Here is a 21423-nt window from a genome sequence, read left to right as displayed (position 1 = left end):
AGCAGATGTCGCGACACTCGTCCATCCTCAAGACACCGCGCCACGGCCGGAAGCTCACGCCGCACCCCGGTGAACCGAGCCATGGCCCCCTCACGGCGGAGGAACTCCAGCTCGCCGCCCGGAACCATTCCATGCCGCTCGAGGCGCTGCGGACCGACACCACGCCGCCCGGGCTGCACTATGTGCTGACCCACTTCGACATCCCGTTCATAGACGCCGACCACTGGCACCTGCAGATCGGCGGCGCAGTGCAACGGTCCCTGGAGCTGAACCTCAAAGCGCTCCGCCGGGCACCGCAGATCAGCGTCCCCGTGACCCTGGAATGCGCCGGCAACGGCCGCTCATTGCTGCGGCCGCGCCCGTTGAGCCAGCCCTGGCAGCTCGAGGCCGTTGGCACAGCGGTCTGGACCGGGGTCCGGCTTGCCTACCTGCTGGCCCAGGCCGGGGTGCAGGACGATGCCGTGGAGGTGGTGTTCACCGGCGCGGACACGGGAATCCAGGGTGGTGTACGGCAGCAGTTCGCCCGGAGCCTTCCGATCGCCGAGGCGCTGCGGCCTGACATTGTGCTGGCGTACCGGATGAACGGCAATGAACTGCCGCCGCAGCACGGCTACCCGCTACGGCTGGTGGTCCCCGGCTGGTACGGCATGGCGAGCGTGAAGTGGCTGTGCTCGATCAAGGTGCTGACCAAGCCGTTCGATGGTTTCCAGCAGTCGGTCGCCTACCGCTACCAGCAGGACGCGGACGACGCCGGCACTCCGGTCAGCTGGATCAAGGTCCGCTCGCTGATGATCCCGCCGGGTGTGCCGGATTTCTTCACCCGGAGCCGGGTGGCGCCGGCCGGTCCGGTGATGCTGACCGGCCGGGCCTGGTCGGGCGCGGGTACGGTGCAGCGTGTCGAGGTGGGAATCGACGGCAAGTGGGCGCCGGCGCAGCTTGCCCACCCGGCCGCGCCGTTCGCCTGGTGCGCCTGGTCCATGCCGTGGGTGGCTGATCCCGGCGACCACGAGTTGGCCTGCCGCGCCACGGACGCCACCGGGGCCACCCAGCCGCTGGAGCAGGCCTGGAACTACCAGGGCATGGGCAACAACGTGGTGCAACGGATCAAGGTGACGGTCCAGTAGCCGGCAGCCCTCCGAGACGGGCTCCTAATAGTCAACGATCGCGCCGGCGGAGATGTTGACTGTTGCGTCGGTGATGGCCCCGGCCTTGTCCGAGGCCACAAAGCAGGCGACGTTTCCGACGTCGGCCAGGGTTGCGGTGCGGTTGAGATGGGCGGACTTGGCGATCTCCACGATGATCTCCTCGCGCCCTTCCGTCTGCCACGGGATCGTCTCGATGATGCCGCCGGACACCATCGTCACCACCCGGATTCCGTGTTTGCCCAGTTCCAGGGCCCATTGCCGGCGCAGTCCTTCCATCGCGTCCAGGGCCACTTTGAAGCCGCCGAGCCCCGGCAGGGTCTGAGGTCCGGAGCCCCCGAACATCAGGACCACCCCCGAGCGCTGCTTGATCATGTGCGTCGCCGCGGCCCGCGTCGTGAGGAAATGGGTGCGGGTGGCCAGAGTGATGGGCTGGGTGAAGTCGTTGACGTCAATGTCCATGAGTGGCTGTTGGATGTCGCCGAAGGAAATGGCGTTGAAAGAGATGTCGATCCGCTTGTTCTTCCTGGCCACCCGGTCCACAAACGCGTCGACGTGTTCCTCGTCCAGGGCGTCGACGACGGCGGTTTCCGCCCGGCCGCCCTCCTCCAGGATGTCCCGGGCCACCTTCTCCAGCGGCGACGCAGTGCGACCGGCGAGGTGCACATAGGCGCCCTCCGCCGCGAAAGCCCGGGCTACGGCACCGCCGATGGAACCCCCCGCACCGTAGACCAGCGCGGTCTTGCCCTGCAGCAGCCCGCCTCCCGGCACCTCGTTGTTCAGCATGGTCGCCTGCCTCCCGCCGTGGAGTGGTAAATTCCCTCCACTATGTTCTTGCCGGGGTCCGCTGGCAAGAGGCCGATCGGTTCACGACGCAAGGGTTCCGCGGACAATGCTCACGCTGGAGTGCGCCGGATTGCCGTCGACCGGTTCGTCGGACACGTCCACGATCGGGTACTCGCCCAGATCCAGGCCGGCCGGCACAGAAAAAGTCCCGGACTCGGAGGTCATGACCCCCAGGCTCACCAGCCGGGACAAATCCGGCGCGATCAGCCAGACCTCCTGGTAACCGCGCGCCTCGTTCTTGTCGACCCGGACCTCCAGGGTGCGCTGCCCGTCCTTGGCTTCTACGACCCGGGCCGAGCCGGTAGCGGAATGCTGGTCCACGGGCGCCAGTTTGGCCTGAGCCAGCGGGGGCACCGCCGGCTGGTTCTGCTGCACGGACCAGAAGACCCCCGCCGCCAGCAGCGCTGTGGCCGCGGCGGCCGCCAACCACACCCCGGGACGGCGGATCCAAACGGACCTCCCGCGCGGTTCCCGCTTCCGTCCGGTCCGTTCCGCCCGGGCCGGCAGCGTCGTTGGGGAGCCGGACGGCGCTGGTGACGGCGACGACGTCCGGGATCCCAGCGGGTCGGCGGCGACAGCGGTGGAAAGCCCCAGTGAGCGGTGGATTCCTGCCCACACCTGCGGCCCGGGGGGTTCCAGTGCGGTGGCGTCCGGCCGTCCGGGCTTCGCCGCCAGGACGGCGCGGCGGAAGCCCCGGTACTCCGCTGCGCAACTGGCGCAGGAACGGAGGTGGTCCGCGGCGTCGTCTCCGAGCTCTTCGCCGAGGGCCAGCAGGCTCAGGGACTCCGGATCAAAATGCTGCACGGTCTACCTCCAATCGGCTTCTGAGCTGGGACAGACTGCGGCGGATATGGCTTTTGACCGTACCAAGCGGCAGGTCCAGTCTCTGTGAAATCTGCGAATGCGTCAGGTCATCGTAGAAGGCGAGCCTGAGGATTGATCCTTGCGGCTCCCCCAGCCGTTCCAGCTCCCCGTCGAGCAGCAGACGGTCGGCCAGCACTTCGGCGGCGGCGTGGCCGGCGGCCTGCTCCGGGTCCGGGGAGAGTTCGACGGCGGCCAGCACCTTCCGGGTTTCCCGCATCGAGGCCGCCTGCGCGTCCGTGATCACGTTCCGCGTGATGCCCACGATCCACGCCGGTAACCGTGCTTTCGCCGGGTCGAACCTGGACCGCGAGCGCCACACCCGGATAAACACTTCCTGGGTGACGTCATCAGCCGCGGAGTTGTCGCGCAGCGAGCGCAGCGCCAGCGTATGCACCAGGGGCGCGAACTGACGGTAGGCCTCTGCCAACGCCGTTTCGTCACCGGCAACGAAAGACTCATTGAGTCCCGCGTCCCAAGCGGAAGAAGCCTCGAAAGGTGCCAAGGCCGGCTCCTTCCCGCTGCTGGTGGCGACGGTGAGCGCTGCATCCTGCATCATGCCGGCACCGCCGTGACAATCACATTGTCGCCGTAGTCCTGTTGTTCGTCCAGCCATCGGCCGCCGCAGGTCACCAGCTTCAGCTGGGGCGGGCCGTCGCGCCGAAAGATGGACGCGCCGTCGAAGGCGTCCTTGGCCATGAGTTCCACACCGGTCACCCGGAAAGTCAGGGCCTTGGCCCCTTCGCGCCGGACCGTCACGAGGGTGCCCGGCGCGAGCGATTTGAGTTGGGAAAAGGGCGCCGAATCGGAGGTCGTGTCGACGTGCGCCGCGACCACCGCGGTGCCGGCAGCGGCCCCGGGAGCAGGGCCGAAGCGGTACCAGCCCGCTTCGTTGAAAGGCTCGGGGATCTCCATAGCCCCGTCAGGACTGACTCCCACCTCCACGATCGGCATGTCGATGGTGGTTCCCTCCACGGTGAGGAAGCGCGGCGCAAGGTCCTTGGGCGCCGGGGCCAGCGGGGTTGCCGGCCGGACCGGGATTGCTGGCCTCGGGGCGGGAACGGTTGTCGCTTGCGCCGGGGGCCCGGCGCCGGGCCGCCCCGCGCCCGGGGCCGTACTCTCTGCGGGCACAGGCTGCGCAGTCATGGCCTCCTGGGGTGCGGTGCACCCCGCGATCAGCAGCGCCATCGTAACGGCTGCGGCTGCCGCGATCCGCGCGGCGGAGGCTTGGTCGGCCGTCCGCAGGGCAGGCGAAGATCGGCGCCGGATGACCTGCGCCGTCGTCGTGCGCTTCATGTCTGTCCTCCTGCCGTGGTGAAACTCAGGGGCCGGCCGCCCGGCGGATGGCCGGGCGGCCGGAGCTAGCGGTTGCGGGCTAGCGGATGCGGCGGAGCGCCGGCTGCCTGCGGGACACGGCGACCCCGCCGGCAAGCAGCAGGAGGACAACGGCGCCAATCCCTACGGTCGCGGTTGCCTGATCCGCGGTGCCGGCTCCGGTGTCAGCGGCACCGGAACGTGCGCCGGGAACGCCTGCAGGGGCGGAGTGCAGGCCCTCAATGTTCTGCACGGCCAGCAACAGGTTCTTGTCTGTGAGGCTGCCCCACGCGTACACCACCGTGTGGGTGCCCTCCGCGACCGTCAGATCGGCCGGGCCGATCACCGGAGCGGTGGTACCGGCGGCAGCCACCGCAACGGACAGGGTGCCGGGATCCAGCGTCAGCGTCTCCTCCTTGGGGTTCGCCAGGCCGGAGATGACGGGGGAACCGCCGGCGAGGATGTCCACGGCCGGCGCCGCTGCCGTGTGGCGGACAGTGAGCTTGCCCTTGCCGGGATCGATTTGTGAAACGTCGTTTGTGAAGAAGTTGGCCGTCGGTTTGCCCTCGGCGTCGAGGTTGGCCACGGCCGTGTAGTTGCCGTTGGCGGCGAGCGTGACCTTGACGGGCCCGATCACCGGGGCGGAAGCGTCGGCGGCATCGGATGCGGTGATGGCAAGGTCATAGTCGCCTGCCGGGAGGGCCAGCGGACCTGCCAGGGTGCCGGGGGCGAAGTCGTCGAGGGTGCGTTCGCCGTTGACCCAGACGTCAACGGTCAGTCCGGGCACGCCGTGGAGCACCGAAAGCTGGGCGTCGGACTCGGCCGCCTGGGCGGGGCCGGCAAGAGCGAGAGCTGCCGCGATCGCCACGGCGCCTGCGGTGAAAAGGCTGGTACGCATTTACTTCTCCTTCAACGGCCCGCCGGGCGGGCGATTTTTGCTTACACCCCTACTACCGGCGCACGGGGCCGTTTGGATGCACATGCATGTAGATACTTTTGAAGAAGGCGCGGGCACGGCGGCTGGCGCAGCCGTGAAGTGTTGGTCAGCACTGTGCGGCAGGCGCAACAAAGCGGCCGGGCGGCTCTGGTGAGCTGCCCGGCCGCGGCTGGACACGCACCGCGCGTGCTAGGCGCGCGGCGGGTTGTCCGGGCCGGCGGGATCTTCCGGACTGTCCGGACTCGAGGCCGCGGGCCCGCCGATGACGTAGAAGCCTGCCTGACCCTCGGCTGGCCCGGGCGGGGCAGGACTTGCCACTCCGCTGGACCCGCCAGTAGGAACCGGGACGTATCCTGGCCCGGCAGGAGGCGCCGCAGGGAGAAAAACGGGGGCGTCCCCCGGATCCCGCGGCCCCATGTCCAGGTGGAACGGCGGGTATTCGTCGCGCATCAGGGAAACGTAGGCGCCAACGCGGTAGACCCAGCGGTTCAGCCCCATCAGGAAGTCGAAGAGCCCCCTCGAGTACACGCCGGTGAACAGCAGGACGACCCCGGCGATGAGGACCAGCAGCCCGAGCAGCGAGACGCCGATGCCGACCTGCACCCAATGGCCGTCGCGGTACACCCAGGTCTGGGCCGTGCCGGTCAGGAGCGCGACGATCAGCAGGTGTGGGATGGCCAGCAGCCAGGACTTCACGAGCACCAGGCCGCGGGACAGTTTCTCGGGATAGTCGACGTCGAAGTCAGCCGGGTAGTCGGTGCGCTCCAGGGTGAAGGGCGGATAGATGTCCGTGCCGAGCGCCCCGTAGGAGTAGAAGGCCACGCGCCAGCTCCAGCGGAGCACCCCGACGTTGAAGTTGAACAACGAGCGCGGGTAGCGCCCGGTGAACAGGATCGCGAACCACGCCACGATGGTGACCACGCCGAAGGCAAACCAGAGGAAGAAGAGCACGATGAAGTGCGGGATCGCCAGGAACCACTTGACCAGCCACTTCCAGCGGGACAGGTTCGGGTCCAGGTAGCCGCTGAGGCGGGCCGGATAAGCGACGCTGGAACCCGGCGGGACGCCCGGCACCGCACCCGGCACCGCTCCCGCCGCGTAGAGCTGGGGGGCGGCCGCCCCCGTCATGGGCCGGCCCTGCCCGGGCGGGGGTTGCGGCTGCCCGGGCTGGGGCGGTCCGCTCCTGCCGCGGCCCAGTCCGGCGGCGCCGAACACAATCAGGGGAATACCAATGAGCAGGAACACGATCCCGCCGACCAGCAGCCCGACGAAGACGGGCCACAGCAGGTTGGAGCGGGCTCCGGCCTTCATGTCCACGGCCACAGGGGCGCTGCCGTCGGCGTTCATGATCACCACGGCCCAGCTGCCGGAGCGCAGGTCCCATTCGAGCTGCTGCTCGCCCGCGCCCGTGGCGGACGCGGCCCAGAAGCCCTGCTCAGCGGGCTTTGCCGGAACCCTGGCTCCGGCCACATCCCGGTACGCCACCCGGAAGGGGTTGAACCGCACCTCGGTGATCTCCGAATGGCTGACGCCGTCAAGATAGGCCGCGACCGCGCTACGCGGCCCCACGCCGATGAAGATTTCCTTGCCGGAAACCGCCGAACCGCTCAGCATGAGACTTCCAACGACGCCAACCGGGACGGTGTCCGGCACGCCGCCCTCGGTCATGATGTCGAGGCGGGGTGTTGTCAGGGCGTAGGAGTTCGTGACGTACCGTTCCGACGGCGTCGTGAAGTACCCGTTGTCGCGCTGCAGGTAGTTGGCGAAGCCCGCGGCGCCGGCGCCTGCCAGCAGACCCAGCCCGAGGAGGGCGCTGAGCGTTCCCAGCACCAGCATGACTATCCGGCCTGGTCGCATGGCCGCCGTCCTTTCAGATGACTCAGATCAGCAGACTCAACTCGTGAGTGAGGTGAGTAGGGTTCGTGCCCAGCCTTGGGCTTTCTCGATTTCGCCCTCGCGCAGCGGACCCTCGCTGCCCAACACGAAGAAGGGCATGGGTTCGGCGATGATGTCTGCCCCGCCTGCCTTCAGGGCATGAGTGATCTTCTTGGCGGCATCCCCATGGATGAACATCCGGACCCGGGTGTCGAACGCCGCGGCTTTGACACCCTTGAGGGAACCGTCTCCCAGGGCAGCGAGCAGCGCGGTGATCTTCGGCGTCGGGCGCCATCCGTTGATGGGGCTGCCGACCACAAGAAGGTCCCCCGCCGCGAGCGCCTCGGGCTTGAAGTCGCCGACCGGGACAGAGCTCGCCTGCAGCCTGCCTGGCGAGCCAGCGATCGCCTCGGCTACCGATCTGGTGTTGCCGTACGCCGAATCGTAGACAACCAGGGCCTTCATGCTGTGATCACGACCTTGAGCGCCTTGGTTTCCGCGGCCCGGGCAAACGTGTCGTAGGCCTCCAGGAACTGGTCGAAACGGAAGTGGTGGGTGGCGAACTTCTCCGCTGGCACCTTTTTCTGTGCCACGAGTTTGAGCAGCATCGGGGTGGTGTTGGCATTGACCAGGCCCATGCTGATGTTGATGTTCTGGATCCAGAGGTTCTCCACATGCAGCTCCACGGACTTGCCGTGCACGCCGACGTTGGCCACGTTGCCGCCTGGGCGCACGATGTCCGTGCACATGCTGAAGGTCGCGGGGATGCCGACAGCCTCGATGGCGACGTCCACACCCTGCCCGTCGGTCAGCGCGAGCACCTGCTCTTTCCAGTCGGCGTCGCCGGAGAGGACAACGTCAGTGGCGCCGAACTCGCGGGACTTTTCCAGCCGGTTCGGGTCAAGGTCGATGGCGATGATGGTGGCGGCTCCGTAGAGACCGGCAGTGGCGATGGCGGCGAGCCCGACCGGGCCGGCGCCCACGACGGCGACCGTGTCGCCCGGCTTGACGCGGCCGTACTGCACCCCGATCTCGAAGCCGGTGGGGAGGATGTCGGAGAGCATCACGGCCTGTTCGTCGGTGACGCCCGCAGGGAGCAGGTGGAGGGAGTTTTCGGCGTAGGGGACACGGACGTATTCGGCCTGGGTGCCGTCGATCAGGTGGCCGAACACCCAGCCGATGCCGGATGCCCCTTCCTCGCCCATGCAGTGCGAGTAGAGGCCGGTCTTGCAGTTGGCGCAGTGGCCACAGGACTTGATGCAGGAAATGATGACGCGGTCGCCCACCTTCAGGCTGGTGACCGAGGAGCCGATTTCGGTGATGGTTCCAACGCCTTCATGGCCCAGGATCCGGCCCTTGGTCACGGCAGGAACATCTCCCTTGAGGATATGGAGGTCTGTGCCGCAGATCGTGGTGGTGTCCACCTTGACGATCACGTCGCTGGGATTCTGGATCTTGGGATCGGGGACGTCCGTCCAGGACTTCTCTCCGGGACCACCGTAGACGAGGGCTTTCATGCGTTCTCCTTGATTCTGAGGATGGTCGGCGGGTCCACTATGCGCAGACGGCACCGTGTTACCGAGGCGTCGATGCCGGATGACACGACTGACCTGCGGGCGTGCTCGTGGAGTTCTTCAATGGCCTCAGCGCTCACGCGAGCGTGAGCAAGGTCCACCACGATTTCGTAGTCGGGAAGTTTGGCTGTCACGCGGCGGCAGACGACATAGAGGGCCCGGATGTTTGCCGGCGTGACGACGCCCCGAACGTTGACCCGGGCCGACTCTTCAATGGCGTCGATCCGTATGAGAACCCCCATGCGGGGATCCCCGTGGGAGGGGTGTGCGTGGTAGGAGGCGGCACGGCTGCCGTGTTGCCTGTGGGTCACGGGGCATCAGAGCTCCCGCGCAACCCGTAAGCGGACTCATAAGTGCAAAAATCGCTGGTGACAGTCATTTTGGCTGCGGTCTTCCGCCCCGGTCCCGCAGGCGCGGGAAAGAGCGGAATGCCTTTTCCTTCCCCACGGTTCGAGCGAGACCGTACAACTGACAAGCAAGCAGTTCATCCCCCAATGGCCGTGCAGGAACCGCCCCAAATCCAGAATGGTGGGTGCATGTTTGGGGTGCAAGGGGCGAAAGTCCCGTCTCCGGCGCTTTGCAGCCCCTAACCTGTTTCCTATGCCTGAGACTCCTGAAGACCCCGTGCATGATCTCGTCCTCGCCTCGGTGCGGCTCCCCGGCGGAGCGGAGCTGTACGACGTACACGTGGCCAACGGCGTGGTTTCGCGGATCAGTCCCGCCGGCATGACCCGTGCCTCCGCGTCCCGGGTGGTGGACCTGGACGGCCGGTACGTCATCCCGGGGCTGTGGGATGAACATGTCCACATGACGCAGTGGGCCTTGGCCGCCAACCGGATCGACCTCTCCGGCGCGGCCTCGGCGCGTGGGGCGGCCGACGTCGTGCGTTCTTATCTGTCCGGCCCTGACGACGGCGGCCTGACGGTGGTGGGCGTCGGATTCCGGGACGCTGCCTGGTCGGATGTCCCCAGCCTGGAGCTGCTCGACGGCGCCACCCGTGGTGTGCCGACGGCGCTGCTGAGCCACGACCTGCACTGCGTCTGGCTCAACAGTGCGGCGGCTTCCCGTTACGGCGTGGCGGTGGACGCGTCCGGGCTGCTGCGCGAGGAGCCAGCCTTCGAACTGACCCGTGAGCTGGGGAAACTGCCGGACGCCGTGGTGGATGCCTGGGTGCGGGACTCCGGGAAGGCAGCGGCCGCGCGCGGGATCGTGGGGATCGTCGACTTCGAAATGACCTGGAACCGGGACGTCTGGCTGCGCCGCGTGGCGGGCGGGTTCGATTCCTTCCGGGTGGACGCCGGCGTCTATCCGCAGGATCTGGCGCGGGCTATTGCAGAGGGGATGCGGACCGGGCAGGCGCTCGACGGCGGGGCGGGGCTGTTGCGGGTGGGCCCGCTCAAAGTGCTGATCGACGGCTCGCTGAACACACGCACGGCATACTGTGTGGATCCGTATCCGCACGGCGGCCGCGGACTGCTCACTGTGGGCGAAGCGGATCTGCTGGAGCTGCTGGTCCGCGCCAGGGAGTCCGGCCTTGTCCCGGCGGTGCACGCGATCGGCGACGGCGCCAACGAGATCGCGCTGAATGCCTTCGCCGCCGCCGGGATCGCCGGGCGGATTGAGCATGCCCAGTTTGTCCGCGGCCAGGACTTCGCCCGCTTCGGCGAGCTGGGCCTCACGGCGAGCGTCCAGCCCGCCCATGCCCTGGATGACCGCGATGCTGCCGATTCCAACTGGGCCGGGCGCACGGACCGGGCGTTCCCGCTGCGGTCACTGCTGGCCGGCGGTGCCACGCTGGCGCTGGGCTCCGATGCGCCTGTGGCGCCGCTGGAGCCATGGACCGCGATGTCGGCGGCCACCACCCGGTCGCGGCAGGACGGGCGGGAACCCTGGCACCCGGAGCAGGCCCTCGCCCGGCAGGAGGCCCTGACAGCGTCAACTCGCGGACGGGCCCGGATCCGGGTGGGGGATCCGGCGGATTTCGCGGTGCTCGACGGCGATCCCCTGGCGGTATCCGACGCTGTCTTCGCGGCGATGCCGGTGGCCGCCACGCTGGTGGCGGGGCGGTTTACGCACGGCGGGGCCTGACCTGCTGAATCAGCTACCCTTGACCCGCGCCTGGACCAGGTTGGCGAACGGCAGCCGGCCGTACTCGTCCACGAACGCTGCGTGGTATCCAGCTTCGGCCTCGTTCAGCTGCTCAACGGGCAGCTCCTTCCACACGACGATCAAAGACCCGGCCGCGGCGAGCTGCCAGATCAGCCGGCCGTCCCAGTGGCCTGGCGGTTTGCCGTTGCCGAAGTCGACGAATTCCTGGATCTGCCGGCGCAGCCCGCGGTTGCCTTTGCTGCCGGGGCCGGCCTTGCCCACATAGAGGGCGTCGGCGCCGTCGACCCATTCGGCGGCGAGCACTTCGGCCTTCAGCGTGGGGTCCTTCTTCTTGAAGACGCCGGCCGTGCTCTTCGCCAGGAACTGCGGCCGGAGGCCCTCGGGCCGCAGCACCGCGAAGATACCGGGTTTCTGCGGGATCCGGTTGATGTCCAGGTCCCCGAGCACGCGGAAACCGGTGAACCCGTCCTGTTTCAGTGACTGTCTGTTGAGCGGCATAAGTTCCTTGGATCGGGGCGCGTGCGTTCCTTCAAAGCTTACGGATACGCGGGTTCCGGGGCCGCCCTAAATGTCTGAGGTGCCCGATAGTTTGGATCCATGAACGGCGAGCAGGAGCCCGACATGGCTCAAATAGCGGCAACAGACATGACGGTCGCGGAGGTGGCCCGGACGCTGGCCGCTGTTCGGCCCGCCCGGGACAGTGCCGGACTGATCAACCAGATCCGTGAACTCGAGGAAGCGAAGTCCGCCGCGGCCGCGTCGCAAGCCCGCTTCGCCGTCACGTTGGATTTACTCCAGCGCCGCGAACAGTCCGACGCCGGGATGCCCGCGGCCGAGCTCGGCACCGGGGTCGGCGCGCAGATCGCCCTCGCCCGGCGCGAATCCCCCGCCAAGGGCGGCCGGCTGCTGGGTCTGGCCAAGGCTCTGGTCACGGAGATGCCGCACACCCTGGCGGCGCTGGAATCCGGGCAGCTCAACGAATGGCGCGCCACCCTCCTGGTCCGGGAAACGGCCTGCCTGACCGCGGAGGAACGGGCCGCCGTTGACGAAGAGCTCGCCCCTGACACCGGGACCTTCGACGGGGCCGGAGACCGGAAGATCATCGCCGCGGCCCGCACCGCGGCCTACCGACGGGATCCCCGCTCGGTCACCCAGCGCGCCAGCCACGCCGCCACCGAACGGCACGTCAGCCTCCGCCCGGCCCCGGACACCATGTGCTACCTCACCGCCCTGCTCCCGGTCGCCCAGGGCGTCGCCCTGCACGCAGCCCTGACCCGGCACGCCGACACCCTGCGCAACGCCGGCGACCCCCGCACCCGCGGCCAGCTCATGGCCGACGCCCTCGTCGAACGCACCACCGGTACCCCCGGCGGGATCAGCGGCATCGAGATCCAGCTGGTCATGACCGACCGCACCCTCTTCCAGGGCCACGGCGACCCCGCCCGCCTCCCCGGCTACGGCATCGTCCCCGCCGGCTGGGCAAGGGGTCTCCTGGCCGGTGCCGGAAAGGACTCCCAGACCGGCGCATACCCCGGAGACCAGGCCCTGATTCTCTGGCTCCGGCGGCTCTACACCGCCCCAGGCGCCGGGGAGCTGGTCGCGATGGACTCCCGCGCCCGGATCTTCCCGACCGGGCTCCGCCGCCTCATCCAGGTCCGGGACAACACCTGCCGCACACCGTTCTGCGACGCCCCCATCCGGCACCTGGACCACATCATTCCCTGGCACCACGGCGGCCCTACTACTCAAGCCAACGGCGCCGGGCTCTGCGAAGCCTGCAACCACGTCAAAGAAACCCCCGGTTGGGCCGTCAGGCCCCGGCCAGGACCCAGACACACCCTCGAAATCCAAACCCCCACCGGCCACAACTACCACTCCACCGCACCGCCGCTCCCGGGATCTCCTCCTGAAACAGCAGCATCCCGCCACCGGCGCCGACTCCGGTACCTCGCCAAGGCGCCCACCCGTGCCGGACCCAAGGCAGTGCCAAGGGCAGTGTCGGCGGCCTGACAATCTGCTGAACTGGGCGGCCGGCTACCGGCCGAACCACGACTCGGCCAGGGACACGTCAGCTTCCAGGGTGCAGTCCCCTGCCGAGTGCCCGAGCACCAGCCGGTAGCTGCCGCCGGCGGTGTGCCACTGCCCACGATCCGTGTCGTAGGACGCCAGCAGCCGCGGATCAACGGCCAGCGAGACGGTCCGTGAGTCGCCGGGCTCGAGGTCCACACGCTCGAATCCAAGCAGCCGCATCCGGGGTCCCTCTGGCCCCTCAAGGACGTAGAGCTGGGGTACGTCGGCCCCACGGCGCGGCCCCACATTGGTGACAGTGAATTCGGCCCGCACCCCGCCCCGGTCCTGCACCGTCAGGTCGCCATAACCGAACCGGGTGTAGCTGAGCCCGTGGCCGAAGGGGAACAGGGGCTCCTGCCCGGTTTTCGCGAACCAGCGGTAGCCGACGTCGGATCCCTCGTGGTAGTTGACCGTCGTCGGGGTCCCCCACGGTGTGCCGAGGCCCGGGAGTTCCGGCCGCGGCGTCTGGTCCAGGCCTGTCGGGAAGGTCAGCGGGAGCTTCCCGGAAGGGTTGGTGACGCCGGCGAGGATTTCGGCGATCGCCTGGCCCCCGCACTGGCCGGGATACCAGGCCGCCAGGACCGCTCTGACCTTCGGGAGCCACGGCATCGCCACAGGGTTGCCGGTCTCGATGACGACGACGGCGTTCGGGTTGGCCTCCGCGACGGCCTCGATCACGGCGTCCTGCCCCCAGGGCAGGGAAAGGTCCGCGGTGTCGTAGCCTTCGCCCTCCACCCGGATGCCGAACACGATGGCGACGTCGGAACGGCGGGCCAGCAGCGCCGCCTCGCCCGGGCTCATCCCGGGGTCGTATTCGATCTCGGCGTCGGGCAGCAGGTTCTGCAGTTCCGCCAGCGGCGAGGAGGACAGCAGGTACAGGTTCCGCATGCTGCCCATGATGCCGGGGCCGCCGATGGAGTGGATTTCGGCGTAGCCGCCGGGCGGCGTGACGGCGCTGGAGCCGCAGCCGGCCGGTACCCCAAGCTGGGCATGTCCCCCGATGACGGCGATCCTGAAGGGCGCGCCGGCATTGGACGGCGCCGCCAGCGGCAGGATGCCGTCGTTCTTCAGGAGGACGATCCCCTGCCGCGCCGTCTCGAGGGCGATGTCGGCGTGGGCGGCGAGGTCGACGTCGGGCGTTCCCTCCCAGCGATCGATGCCGACGTCGAAGATGGCGTAGAGGATGCGTGACACCATCTCGGAGAGACGCGCCTTGGGGAAGTCACCCGCCGCGTAGGCCGCGCGCAGCGGGGCGGTGAAGCTCTCCTGTCCCCACATCATCACGTCGATCTGCGCGCCGGATTCCTGATCCAGGCCCCGCAGCGCGAAGTCCCAGCCCGGCGTCGCGCCCCAATCGGACATCACCCAGCCGGGAAAGCCCCAGGCGCCTTTCAGGATGCCCTGCAGCAGCGCCTCGTTGCCGCCCGCATAGGTGCCGTTGATCTTGTTGTAGCCGGTCATGACTGAGCCGGGGTGGGCGCGTTCGATGGCGATCTCGAACGCGAGCAGGTCGGATTCCCGGTGCGCGGCCGGGTCGATAATCGCGTCCAGCCAGTGCCGGTTGGTTTCATTGCAGTTCAGGGAGAAGTGCTTGACCGTGGAGATCACGCGCTCGCCCTGGATGCCCTTGACCGACTCCGCGCCGAGAACGCCGGTGAGCCAGGGGTCCTCGGACAGGTACTCGAAGTTCCGGCCGTTGCGCGGGTCGCGGTGGAGATTAAGTCCGCCGGCGAGCTGGACGTTGAAGCCTTTGCTCCGGGCCTCCCTGCCCACCAGCTGCCCGGATCTGCGGGCAAGTTCCGGGTTGAAGCTGGCACCGAGCGCGATGGAGGCTGGAAGCGCTGTGGCGGTGTCACCCTCGCGGTAGCCCGGGTTGGTCACGCCCAGGCTCGCGTCGCTCATCAGCAGGGCGGGGATGCCCAGCCGCGGGATCCCCGGCGTGTAGCCGGCGCTCATCGGGACGCCGTCCGGGATGCGCGGATCCTGGTCCTTGAGCACCTCGTTGGTGCCCATGACACTGATCAGCAGCGAGAAGCGCTCCTCGTCCGTCAGCTGCGCCTCAACTTCCCGGGCCCGCTTCACCGCCTCTGAATTCACGCGTTGCCTGCTTTCGGGGGTCATCCCGGCGGGGGCTGAGGAAACGGACATGCGTCCCGGCCCGGGGCGGCGTCGCCTTAAATACGAGGCCTGCAGGTACCTTCGCGATCTCGCTATGAGATGGCTCGGACATTTTCATGTCCTGAACGACCCGGCTTAATCAGATGGCTACCTGCAGGCAATTTAAGCGTACGCCCGGTGGCCGGGCCATGACTAGGGGCCGAACGCCTCTGGCCGCAATCCGACCTAAAGAACGCCCCAGCGCCCAAAAGCGTAGAGTGGAACCAGACGCCTGATTCTGGACGCCGAGCGCTGAGGGAGAAATCGTGACGATTGACTGGGACGAAAAGAAGACCCTGCTGCAGGAACCGAACATCGCCGCCGTAACGCAGCTTTGCGACGAACTGATGGAAAAGAAGCCGGGGTCGGTCGTCCCCTACATCGACCCCGTCCATGACGAGGACGAGTGCCGGATCATCAGCCTCCACATCGCCCCGGGCAAGGGCACCGAGTCGGGCTTCGTTTCCCACTTCAACGATGACGAGGCCGCCCGCCGTGCCACCTCCATCTACGAGGCCGTCGAGCTCGACCCCCGCTACGTGATGCCGTGGAACGCCTACCCCTGGGTCCGCGATCCCGAGCTCCCCTCCGCGCTGAACGTCCAGGAGAAGACGGACGGCCTGCGGCCCTTCCGCCAGTTCCTGAAGATCAACAAGCGCGTCTCGGCCGTCATCGCCCACGGCGCCGACGCCCACGCCTTCCTGACGCTGTTCGAGAAGACGTACCACTCCTCCCTGAAGAACCGCGGCGTCAAGATCTACAAGGCAACCGCACTCGGCGGCCGCGCCTTCGCCGTCTCGGCGGCCAAGCAGGAGGAACTCCTGAGCAAGAACGTCGAGGTCTACAAGGACGCCATGCAGCGGGCCGGCATCCAGCACCTCTAGAAGAGTCGCCTGACCGGAAAGAGGCACCCCATGTCCCAGAATCCCGGATCAAAACTCGCAATTGTCGGCGCCGGCAGTGTCGGCACCTCCCTCGCCTACGCGGCGCTGATCCGCGGCTCGGCCTCCAACGTCGCCCTCTTCGACGTCAACGCCACCAAGGCCGAGGCAGAGGTGCTGGACCTGGCCCACGGCACCCAGTTCGCCGCCGCAGCGGCAACCGTCACCGGCGGCGGGGATATCTCCGCGACGGAAGGGGCCGACGTCGTCGTCATCACCGCCGGGGCCAAACAGGCGCCGGGTCAAACGCGGCTGGACCTGGCCGGCACCAACGTCCGCATCCTCGAACAGCTCATGCCGCAGCTGCTCGCGCACTCCCCGGACGCCGTCTACGTGCTGGTGACCAATCCCTGCGATGTCCTGACAGTCGCGGCGCAGAAGATCTCCGGCCTGCCGTCGTCGCGCATTTTCTCCTCCGGCACGGTGCTCGACACGTCCCGGCTGCGCTGGCTGCTGGCGCGCAAGGCAGGCGTCTTCCTCACCAGCGTCCACGCCAGCATGGTGGGCGAGCACGGCGACACCGAATTCCCCATCTGGTCCGGTGCCACAATCGGCCCGGTCCCGATCCGCAACTGGGAGGTCGACGGGGAACGCGTCTTCACGTCCGACTACCTCGCCGAGACCGCGCGGGAAGTGACGCAGGCCGCCTACAAGGTGATCGCCGGGAAGGGCGCCACGAACTATGCGATCGGGCTGTCCGGCGCGCGCATCGTGGAGGCCCTGCTGCGCGCGGAGAACGCCGTCCTGCCGGTGTCGACCGTGCTGGATGGCCAGTACGGAATCACCGGAGTGGCGCTGTCGCTGCCCAGCATCGTGGGCCACGGCGGGGTCCATTCGGTGCTGGATACCCCCATGGACGACGGCGAACTCGCCTCGCTGCACCACTCGGCGGAGACGCTGCAGCAGAGTTTGGCGACGCTGGGGATCTAGGGGACCTGAGGCGCGCTTGCCGTAGCGAAAACGGGCACCACTGTCACTGTGCCCAGGTGCGGCAGGACGTGCCGGAGCTCGCGTTCCATGTTGGACGTCACCGAGGCGAGCTCCACCATGTGGACATCCGGCGCGATCGGCACCGTAACCTCGACGTGCAGGCGGTGGCCGGACCAGCGCAGCCGGGCGGTCCCACCGGCCCTGGAATGTTCCGCAATGACGGCCTCGACCTGCTGCGTCAGGTCAGGATCGACGCCGTCCATCAGCCGCCGTCCGACGTCACGCACGGTGCCCCACAGGAGGACCACGATGGCGGCCGAAATCAGCAGACCCACGATGGGGTCCGCGAGCGGGAAGCCGAGCCAGACGCCGATGACGCCCGCGACGACCGCCAGCGAGGTGAAACCGTCCGTCCGGGCGTGGATACCGTCGGCCACCAGGGCGGCGGAACCGATCCGCCGGCCGACACGGATCCGGTAGATGGCGACGAGTTCGTTGCCGGCGAAGCCCACCAGCCCTGCGGCGAGCACCCAGCCGAGGTTGTGAACGGGCTGGGGTTCAAAGAAGCGACGGATGGATTCGACGGCCGCCACCACCGCGGAGAGCGCGATCATCGCCACGATGAACAGCCCGGCGAGGTCCTCGGCCCGACCGAACCCGTAGGTGTAGGTCCGGGTGGCCTTGCGGCGGCCCAGCAGGAACGCGATCCACAGCGGGACCGCTGTCAGGGCGTCGGAGAAGTTGTGCACCGTGTCCGCCAGCAGCGCCACGGAGCCGCTGATCAGTACGATCACGAGCTGGAAGAGCGAGGTGGCGCCGAGCCCGAGCAGGGAGACCTTGACCGCACGGATGCCCTGGGAGCTGGATTCGAGCGCCTCGTCGATGGAGTCCGCGGCGTCGTGCGAGTGCGGGACGAAGACCGACTGGAGCCAGCCCTTCAGCCCGGTGGCGTGGGTGTGTCCGTGCGGGGCGTGGCTGTGGTTGTGGTCGTGCGGGTGCTCGTGCTCGTGCTCATGGCCTTCGCCGTGGCTGTGTTCGTCCACGGCGTCCGACGGGCGGTTCATGCGCTGTGCCGCTGGGCAGTGCCCAGCGCGTGCTCGGCCTGGTGGATTGCATCCATCACCAGTTGGCGGGCGTGATCATTCTGCAGCCGATAAAAGACCTTCGTGCCCTCCTGCCGGGTGGCGACCATGCCGCCCAGCCGCATCTTGGCCAGGTGCTGGGAGACAGCTGCAGCCGGCTTCCCCACTCGCTCAGCCAGGACGTTGACGGGCAGCTCACCCTCCCCCAGTGCCAGGATCAGCCGGACACGCGTGGCATCGGCCAACATGGAGAACACCTCGACGGCCAGCTCCACGTGGGGACTGTCGACCTCAACCTGCATATCTGCATTCATACGCAGATAGTGTCATACTTGCGCCGGCCGGCCAACTGCTAACGGACGTGGACCGCGGAAGGCTGGAACACACTGCCCGTCGCCGTCGTTGAACACCGGTACCGTGAAACCCACACACAGCACACCGGAGAGGAGGACCACGATGACCACAGCCAACCCGGCAGGTCCCGCTTCCTCACTGCGCCGAGCCGCACTGCTGGCCGGAATTCTCGCTGTGATCGCGGGCTTCCTGGGCATGCACATCCTCACCGGCTCCCATGGGCTGCACTCTTACGCGCCGGTTTCGGGCAGTGCCGGACACGCCGCGGCAGATCACCCCGCGGCTCCGGCGTCAGCGCCGACCCACGGCCAACACCCCAGCCACGACGCCGCAGCTGCTAAGCCGCCGTCGTGCGTCTGCCACTCCAACGGCCACCGCGCGCCCCCAGACCTCCGGCTCCAGGGCCGGATCCCCGAAGGACACGATTCTCCATGAAGAAGACCCTCACGCTTTCCGCCACCGCCCTCGCCGCCGTCATTGCCCTGGCAGGCTGCTCCACCGGGTCCGGTTCCAGTGCCAGCAGTATGCCCGGTATGGACCACAGCACCATGCCGGCCAGCCCGGCCGCGGTGGCCGACCACAACGGCTCGGACACGATGTTTGCCCAGGCCATGATTCCGCACCACGCCCAAGCCGTCGAGATGAGCGACATGATCCTGAAGAAGCAGGGTATCGACGCCCGGGTCACCGCGCTGGCAACGAAGATCAAGGCAGCCCAGGCGCCCGAGATCGAAAAGATGACCGGCTGGCTCAAGGGCTGGAGCGAACCCACGCAGGCGCCCGGCGGACACTCCATGACCGGCATGATGAGCGGCGACGACCTCACAAGGCTCGACGCCGCCCAAGGCACCGAGGCCGCCCGGCTGTTCCTCAGCCAGATGATTACGCACCACGAAGGCGCCGTCGAGATGGCCAACGCCGAGGTCCGCAGCGGCAAGAATGCCGACGCCGTTCAGCTCGGCAAGGACATTGCGGCCTCCCAAACGGGCGAGATCCAGGAAATGAAGGACCTGCTCGCGGGCCTCTAACCGGTCCGTGGGCCCCGAGGTGAGGTTTCGCGCCCATGCCCCGAGGAATCATGGGCGCGACGTCTCACCTCGGCAGGGGGCGCGGCTGGTCGCGGGGGCGTAACGCATCGTCCCCGCAACCTCTCGCGGGAGCGGTTCGCGTATGCTCAGCAGACAGACTCACACTGGCTCAGCGCCGAACCACCCGGGAGACACCACATGACGAACTGGCGAATCAGGGATTTCCATTCCGCCGATCTCGACGGCATCCTGCACCTCTGGGAGTCCCTCAAGGCCAGCAATGTCGAGCCGGTCTACGCGCTCTCCGAGGTGCTGGCCTCCTGCGAAAAGGACCACGCCGTGGTCGCGGTGCAGGGCGACCAAGTGGTGGGGGCCGCCGTCGGCCGCGCCGCCCACGACCAGGGCTGGATCGTTTTCCTGGCCACCCTCCCCGAATTCCGTGGCCGCGGGATCGGCACCTCGCTGCTGGCCTCCGTCGAGAACCGGATGGCGCCGCACGGGCTGAACAAGCTCTCCGCGCTCATGCCGGAATCCGAGACCCGGGTGGAAGCGTTCCTGGGCCGCGGCTTCGTGCTGAAGAAGAACCTGCGCTATTTCGAGCGGAAGATCCCGGTGCAGCGTCAGGAACTCGAACCGCTTAGCCAGCTCGGCGGCCGCATCCTGGCCCGCGACCTCTGGGAAAACGTCGCCGGCATGCGGAACGAGAAGGAGCTGCTGGAACGCCGCCTCGTCCTGCCCTTGGCCGAGGCCGACCTCGCCGACGAATACGGTGTGGTGCCGCCGCGCGCCGTCGTGCTCTTCGGCCCGCCCGGCACCGGCAAGACGACCTTCGCGAAGGCGATTGCCTCCCGCCTGGAGTGGCCCTTTGTGGAGGTCTTCCCCTCCCGCCTGGCCTCCGACCCCAAGGGCCTCGCAGGTGCCCTGCGCGAGACCTTCCTGGAGATCGCCGAGCTGGAGCACGCCGTCGTCTTCATCGATGAGGTCGAGGAGATCGCCTCCCAGCGCTCCGGCGAACCCCCGTCGCCGCTGCAGGGCGTCACCAACGAACTCCTCAAGATCATCCCGGCCTTCCGCGAACAGCCGGGACGCCTGCTGGTCTGCGCCACCAACTTCATCCGCGCCCTGGACACCGCATTCCTGCGCCACGGCCGATTCGACTATGTCATTCCCATCGGCCTGCCCGACCGGCAGGCCCGCGAGGCCATGTGGCAGCGCTTCATTCCCGCCACGGTGGTGGACGACGTGGACGTGGAGCTCCTGGTGGACCGCACCGAGGGCTTCTCCCCCGCGGACATCGAGTATGCGGCCCGAAGCGCGTCCCAGCGCGCCCTGGAGAAGGCCGTGTACGACGACGGCGGGCTGGCTTCCAGCGGCAATGCCTCAGTCCGCGAGGCCGTCCGGAAGGGCCCCGCGACGCAGGACTACCTCGACGCGATCGCGGATACCCGCACCACGGTCAGCGAGGAAGTCCACCAGCAGTTCCTCGAGGACATCGACGCCTTGGGCCGGGTGTAGCCAAAGGGCTACGGGTTCCGCTGCTCCCCGGTTTCGGCGGACCCGGCCGACTCGACCGGCGCCGGCTCCGCTTCCGTGGCGTCGTCATAGGAGAGGTTTTCGTAGTCGGTGTCGTCCGCCTCGTCGAGCAGATCGTCGAGCTCGTCCAAGAGCCACGGATTGATCCGGGCCAGGATCTTCCGGGTTTCCTCCACCGGAACCGCGGCATAGAGCACCGGGCGGGCCTCATCGTAGCGGGTGACCGGCGGCTTGTCCGGCCACTTCTCGGCCAGCGCCCTGACCCGTTCTGGCAATGAGTTGTGCGCGTTGTCCGCAATTTTCACGAGGGTGGCGTCGTGGTCTTCCGCGATGTAGCGGATGCCGGCCTGGTAGTCGTCCGGGTTCTCGTGCAGTCGCTTCGTGACGCGCTCGATGATGTCCACCGCACGCTCGGAGACACCCATGTCCAGCAGGGCCTGCCGCGTCATGGGGGTGTCCTCGGCGATGTCATGCAGGTAGCCGGCAATCCGGATGTCGTCGTCGAAATCCGCCAGCGCATCCCCGACGGCGATTACGTGCTCGCGGTACGGGCGCTTGAGCTTGTCCTTCTGCCGATTGTGGGCGACCTCGGCAAGGATCTTCGCCGTCTCCACGGTGAAACTCGGTTGAGGGGCGCGTGCTTCCGTGAATTCTGGTTCTGACATGATTC

Annotated in this window: 22 protein-coding genes; 8 read left to right on the top strand and 14 right to left on the bottom strand. The window is 68.1% G+C overall.

From position 1 onward, the window contains the following. The first annotated feature begins 5 nt into the window (after nucleotides 1-5). Entirely contained in the window at nucleotides 6-1124 is a 1119-nt protein-coding gene (locus tag ACZY0Y_RS03950; protein ID WP_463956881.1) for a sulfite oxidase, read from the top strand. A gap of 24 nt (nucleotides 1125-1148) precedes the next feature. Here ACZY0Y_RS03950 and ACZY0Y_RS03945 read toward each other — a convergent pair whose 3' ends face one another. The 9 genes from ACZY0Y_RS03945 to ACZY0Y_RS03905 form a co-directional block, all read right to left on the bottom strand. Continuing rightward, entirely contained in the window at nucleotides 1149-1928 is a 780-nt protein-coding gene (locus tag ACZY0Y_RS03945; RefSeq protein ID WP_463883877.1) for an SDR family NAD(P)-dependent oxidoreductase, read from the bottom strand. 81 nt (nucleotides 1929-2009) lie between these two features. Beyond that, a complete protein-coding gene (locus tag ACZY0Y_RS03940; protein WP_463883875.1) occupies nucleotides 2010-2792 on the bottom strand; it encodes an anti-sigma factor domain-containing protein in 783 nt (260 codons plus the stop codon). Then, nucleotides 2779-3408, bottom strand: coding sequence for an RNA polymerase sigma factor (locus ACZY0Y_RS03935; RefSeq protein ID WP_463956863.1), 630 nt, complete (start codon nucleotides 3406-3408; stop codon nucleotides 2779-2781). Before ACZY0Y_RS03935 ends, ACZY0Y_RS03940 begins: the two co-directional genes overlap by 14 nt. After that, nucleotides 3405-4145, bottom strand: coding sequence for a class F sortase (locus tag ACZY0Y_RS03930; RefSeq protein ID WP_463883871.1), 741 nt, complete (start codon nucleotides 4143-4145; stop codon nucleotides 3405-3407). The genes ACZY0Y_RS03935 and ACZY0Y_RS03930 overlap by 4 nt, the downstream gene beginning before the upstream one ends. Before the next feature lie 79 nt (nucleotides 4146-4224). Next, entirely contained in the window at nucleotides 4225-5061 is an 837-nt protein-coding gene (locus ACZY0Y_RS03925) for a DUF4397 domain-containing protein (protein ID WP_463956862.1), read from the bottom strand. Nucleotides 5062-5289: 228 nt separating this feature from the next. Continuing rightward, nucleotides 5290-6957, bottom strand: a complete 1668-nt coding sequence (locus ACZY0Y_RS03920; RefSeq protein ID WP_463956861.1) for a DUF4389 domain-containing protein — start codon at nucleotides 6955-6957, stop codon at nucleotides 5290-5292. Between the two features lie 36 nt (nucleotides 6958-6993). After that, complete coding sequence (locus ACZY0Y_RS03915; RefSeq protein WP_463883866.1) at nucleotides 6994-7440, bottom strand: flavodoxin family protein; 447 nt, start codon at nucleotides 7438-7440, stop codon at nucleotides 6994-6996. After that, nucleotides 7437-8492 carry a zinc-dependent alcohol dehydrogenase family protein gene (locus tag ACZY0Y_RS03910; RefSeq protein ID WP_463883864.1) on the bottom strand — a complete coding sequence of 352 codons (1056 nt, stop codon included), beginning with the start codon at nucleotides 8490-8492 and terminating at the stop codon, nucleotides 7437-7439. Before ACZY0Y_RS03910 ends, ACZY0Y_RS03915 begins: the two co-directional genes overlap by 4 nt. Then, nucleotides 8489-8791 carry a hypothetical protein gene (locus ACZY0Y_RS03905; RefSeq protein ID WP_463883862.1) on the bottom strand — a complete coding sequence of 101 codons (303 nt, stop codon included), beginning with the start codon at nucleotides 8789-8791 and terminating at the stop codon, nucleotides 8489-8491. Before ACZY0Y_RS03905 ends, ACZY0Y_RS03910 begins: the two co-directional genes overlap by 4 nt. A 358-nt stretch (nucleotides 8792-9149) precedes the next feature. Between ACZY0Y_RS03905 and ACZY0Y_RS03900 the strand changes: the two genes are divergently transcribed. Next, nucleotides 9150-10637, top strand: a complete 1488-nt coding sequence (locus ACZY0Y_RS03900; protein ID WP_463956860.1) for an amidohydrolase — start codon at nucleotides 9150-9152, stop codon at nucleotides 10635-10637. Between the two features lie 9 nt (nucleotides 10638-10646). Here ACZY0Y_RS03900 and ACZY0Y_RS03895 read toward each other — a convergent pair whose 3' ends face one another. Continuing rightward, nucleotides 10647-11156, bottom strand: coding sequence for a hypothetical protein (locus ACZY0Y_RS03895; protein ID WP_463956859.1), 510 nt, complete (start codon nucleotides 11154-11156; stop codon nucleotides 10647-10649). 123 nt (nucleotides 11157-11279) lie between these two features. Here ACZY0Y_RS03895 and ACZY0Y_RS03890 point away from each other — a divergent pair, with 123 nt between their 5' ends. Further along, entirely contained in the window at nucleotides 11280-12668 is a 1389-nt protein-coding gene (locus ACZY0Y_RS03890) for an HNH endonuclease (RefSeq protein ID WP_463956858.1), read from the top strand. 24 nt (nucleotides 12669-12692) lie between these two features. Here the strand turns inward: ACZY0Y_RS03890 and ACZY0Y_RS03885 are convergent, their stop codons facing one another. Continuing rightward, nucleotides 12693-14825, bottom strand: coding sequence for a glycoside hydrolase family 3 C-terminal domain-containing protein (locus tag ACZY0Y_RS03885; protein WP_463956857.1), 2133 nt, complete (start codon nucleotides 14823-14825; stop codon nucleotides 12693-12695). Between the two features lie 326 nt (nucleotides 14826-15151). On the opposite strand from ACZY0Y_RS03885, the gene ACZY0Y_RS03880 reads away from it, so the two are divergent. Then, nucleotides 15152-15769 carry a uracil-DNA glycosylase family protein gene (locus tag ACZY0Y_RS03880; protein WP_463883854.1) on the top strand — a complete coding sequence of 206 codons (618 nt, stop codon included), beginning with the start codon at nucleotides 15152-15154 and terminating at the stop codon, nucleotides 15767-15769. 30 nt (nucleotides 15770-15799) lie between these two features. Further along, nucleotides 15800-16756: an L-lactate dehydrogenase gene (locus ACZY0Y_RS03875; RefSeq protein WP_463883853.1), complete on the top strand. Its 957-nt coding sequence runs from the start codon at nucleotides 15800-15802 to the stop codon at nucleotides 16754-16756. Here ACZY0Y_RS03875 and ACZY0Y_RS03870 read toward each other — a convergent pair. Continuing rightward, a complete protein-coding gene (locus ACZY0Y_RS03870) occupies nucleotides 16753-17820 on the bottom strand; it encodes a cation diffusion facilitator family transporter (protein WP_463956856.1) in 1068 nt (355 codons plus the stop codon). The two genes, ACZY0Y_RS03875 and ACZY0Y_RS03870, sit on opposite strands and share 4 nt — an antisense overlap. Continuing rightward, nucleotides 17817-18152 carry an ArsR/SmtB family transcription factor gene (locus ACZY0Y_RS03865; RefSeq protein ID WP_160668795.1) on the bottom strand — a complete coding sequence of 112 codons (336 nt, stop codon included), beginning with the start codon at nucleotides 18150-18152 and terminating at the stop codon, nucleotides 17817-17819. The genes ACZY0Y_RS03870 and ACZY0Y_RS03865 overlap by 4 nt, the downstream gene beginning before the upstream one ends. A 142-nt stretch (nucleotides 18153-18294) precedes the next feature. Between ACZY0Y_RS03865 and ACZY0Y_RS03860 the strand changes: the two genes are divergently transcribed. The 3 genes from ACZY0Y_RS03860 to ACZY0Y_RS03850 all read left to right on the top strand — a co-directional run bounded on the left by ACZY0Y_RS03860 (nucleotide 18295) and on the right by ACZY0Y_RS03850 (nucleotide 20735). Beyond that, nucleotides 18295-18627, top strand: coding sequence for a hypothetical protein (locus tag ACZY0Y_RS03860; protein ID WP_463883849.1), 333 nt, complete (start codon nucleotides 18295-18297; stop codon nucleotides 18625-18627). Beyond that, a complete protein-coding gene (locus ACZY0Y_RS03855; RefSeq protein WP_463883848.1) occupies nucleotides 18624-19220 on the top strand; it encodes a DUF305 domain-containing protein in 597 nt (198 codons plus the stop codon). Before ACZY0Y_RS03860 ends, ACZY0Y_RS03855 begins: the two co-directional genes overlap by 4 nt. Nucleotides 19221-19418: 198 nt before the next feature. Next, on the top strand, nucleotides 19419-20735 hold the full coding sequence (locus ACZY0Y_RS03850; protein ID WP_463956855.1) for an ATP-binding protein: 1317 nt from the start codon (nucleotides 19419-19421) through the stop codon (nucleotides 20733-20735). An 8-nt stretch (nucleotides 20736-20743) separates the two neighbouring features. Here the strand turns inward: ACZY0Y_RS03850 and ACZY0Y_RS03845 are convergent, their stop codons facing one another. Beyond that, nucleotides 20744-21418, bottom strand: a complete 675-nt coding sequence (locus ACZY0Y_RS03845; protein ID WP_463883844.1) for an HD domain-containing protein — start codon at nucleotides 21416-21418, stop codon at nucleotides 20744-20746. Between the last annotated feature and the right edge of the window lie 5 nt (nucleotides 21419-21423).

This window comes from Pseudarthrobacter kochi (assembly GCF_055412805.1).
This window is presented reverse-complemented; position numbering and strand designations above follow the sequence as displayed.

What these genes read in the sequence shown, in the direction of transcription:
- ACZY0Y_RS03845 (WP_463883844.1), bottom strand. Translation starts at nt 21,418, where the DNA reads ATGTCAGAACCAGAATTCACGGAAGCACGCGCCCCTCAACCGAGTTTC.
- ACZY0Y_RS03865 (WP_160668795.1), bottom strand. Translation starts at nt 18,152, where the DNA reads ATGAATGCAGATATGCAGGTTGAGGTCGACAGTCCCCACGTGGAGCTG.
- ACZY0Y_RS03875 (WP_463883853.1), top strand. Translation starts at nt 15,800, where the DNA reads ATGTCCCAGAATCCCGGATCAAAACTCGCAATTGTCGGCGCCGGCAGT.
- ACZY0Y_RS03895 (WP_463956859.1), bottom strand. Translation starts at nt 11,156, where the DNA reads ATGCCGCTCAACAGACAGTCACTGAAACAGGACGGGTTCACCGGTTTC.
- ACZY0Y_RS03915 (WP_463883866.1), bottom strand. Translation starts at nt 7,440, where the DNA reads ATGAAGGCCCTGGTTGTCTACGATTCGGCGTACGGCAACACCAGATCG.
- ACZY0Y_RS03905 (WP_463883862.1), bottom strand. Translation starts at nt 8,791, where the DNA reads ATGGGGGTTCTCATACGGATCGACGCCATTGAAGAGTCGGCCCGGGTC.
- ACZY0Y_RS03935 (WP_463956863.1), bottom strand. Translation starts at nt 3,408, where the DNA reads ATGATGCAGGATGCAGCGCTCACCGTCGCCACCAGCAGCGGGAAGGAG.
- ACZY0Y_RS03850 (WP_463956855.1), top strand. Translation starts at nt 19,419, where the DNA reads ATGACGAACTGGCGAATCAGGGATTTCCATTCCGCCGATCTCGACGGC.
- ACZY0Y_RS03945 (WP_463883877.1), bottom strand. Translation starts at nt 1,928, where the DNA reads ATGCTGAACAACGAGGTGCCGGGAGGCGGGCTGCTGCAGGGCAAGACC.
- ACZY0Y_RS03855 (WP_463883848.1), top strand. Translation starts at nt 18,624, where the DNA reads ATGAAGAAGACCCTCACGCTTTCCGCCACCGCCCTCGCCGCCGTCATT.
- ACZY0Y_RS03870 (WP_463956856.1), bottom strand. Translation starts at nt 17,820, where the DNA reads ATGAACCGCCCGTCGGACGCCGTGGACGAACACAGCCACGGCGAAGGC.
- ACZY0Y_RS03950 (WP_463956881.1), top strand. Translation starts at nt 6, where the DNA reads ATGTCGCGACACTCGTCCATCCTCAAGACACCGCGCCACGGCCGGAAG.
- ACZY0Y_RS03860 (WP_463883849.1), top strand. Translation starts at nt 18,295, where the DNA reads ATGACCACAGCCAACCCGGCAGGTCCCGCTTCCTCACTGCGCCGAGCC.
- ACZY0Y_RS03890 (WP_463956858.1), top strand. Translation starts at nt 11,280, where the DNA reads ATGGCTCAAATAGCGGCAACAGACATGACGGTCGCGGAGGTGGCCCGG.
- ACZY0Y_RS03930 (WP_463883871.1), bottom strand. Translation starts at nt 4,145, where the DNA reads ATGAAGCGCACGACGACGGCGCAGGTCATCCGGCGCCGATCTTCGCCT.
- ACZY0Y_RS03910 (WP_463883864.1), bottom strand. Translation starts at nt 8,492, where the DNA reads ATGAAAGCCCTCGTCTACGGTGGTCCCGGAGAGAAGTCCTGGACGGAC.
- ACZY0Y_RS03900 (WP_463956860.1), top strand. Translation starts at nt 9,150, where the DNA reads ATGCCTGAGACTCCTGAAGACCCCGTGCATGATCTCGTCCTCGCCTCG.
- ACZY0Y_RS03925 (WP_463956862.1), bottom strand. Translation starts at nt 5,061, where the DNA reads ATGCGTACCAGCCTTTTCACCGCAGGCGCCGTGGCGATCGCGGCAGCT.
- ACZY0Y_RS03920 (WP_463956861.1), bottom strand. Translation starts at nt 6,957, where the DNA reads ATGCGACCAGGCCGGATAGTCATGCTGGTGCTGGGAACGCTCAGCGCC.